The organism is Variovorax sp. LG9.2, from assembly GCF_035018885.1.
In the GTDB taxonomy this organism is placed as follows: Bacteria; Pseudomonadota; Gammaproteobacteria; order Burkholderiales; family Burkholderiaceae_C; genus Variovorax.
This window is the reverse complement of sequence record NZ_JASJXB010000131.1, coordinates 1-269: the sequence shown is the minus strand read 5'-3', so window position 1 is coordinate 269 and position 269 is coordinate 1. Positions and strand designations below refer to the sequence as shown.

Genomic DNA, 269 nt, shown 5'->3' with positions numbered 1-269 from the left:
CGAACCAGTTGGGCCAGGACCTGCCGGAGAACTACAAGCCGCTGGTGGGCTCGGCTGCCGAGGCGATGCGCGACTGGATCGGTGCCCTGCGCGCGGCCAGGATCACCAGCGGGCAGATCTTCCGGCGCGTGCTGGCGGGCGACCGCATGGGCACACCACTGGGTGCCGAGGGGGTGCGTTTTATCGTGAAGACACGCTGCGCGGCCGCGGGACTGGACGGCCGCTTCTCGGCGCACTCCTTGCGCTCGGGCTTCGTGACGGAGGCGGGT

General features: G+C 70.6%; 1 pseudogene. It reads left to right on the top strand.

Going from position 1 to position 269, the window contains the following annotated elements:
- Positions 1 to 269 (top strand): annotated as a pseudogene (locus QN413_RS27230) (integrase); the annotation flags it as partial.